The sequence below is a fragment of the Desertibacillus haloalkaliphilus genome (genome assembly GCF_019039105.1).
Classification (GTDB): Bacteria; Bacillota; Bacilli; order Bacillales; family KJ1-10-99; genus Desertibacillus; species Desertibacillus haloalkaliphilus.
In genome coordinates this window covers 1-343 of record NZ_JAHPIV010000523.1, presented here as the reverse complement: position 1 = coordinate 343, position 343 = coordinate 1, and the positions used below count along the sequence as shown (strand labels likewise).

Genomic DNA, 343 nt, shown 5'->3' with positions numbered 1-343 from the left:
ATATACGGAAGCTGGTCGAGCAGAATTGATTAAGCGCTCGCCAATTACGTACGCTGGGGCGGTTAAAACGCCACTGCTCATGATGCATGGTGAATATGATTTACGGACGCCGATTGCGCAAACGGAAATGTATTTCACGGCGGTGAAGACGTTGACGGATACGCCGGTTGAAATGGTGCGTTTCCCGCAATCATGGCGCGGTGTGTCTCGTAACGGATTACCGAACTTACGCAATGCGCGATTGATCGTCATGTTTGAATGGTTAGACAAGACGCTTAAATAATAAAAAATCAGCCATCTCTCAACTTGTGTTGGGGGATGGCTGATTTGCTATATGTATGTC

1 protein-coding gene is annotated in these 343 nt (G+C 47.2%); it reads left to right on the top strand.

The genetic code is table 11. The features are described from left to right. Positions 1 to 283 (top strand): alpha/beta hydrolase family protein (locus tag KH400_RS23110; protein ID WP_217228631.1); only part of this gene is annotated, 283 nt, incomplete at its 5' end. Positions 284 to 343 lie beyond the last annotated feature (60 nt).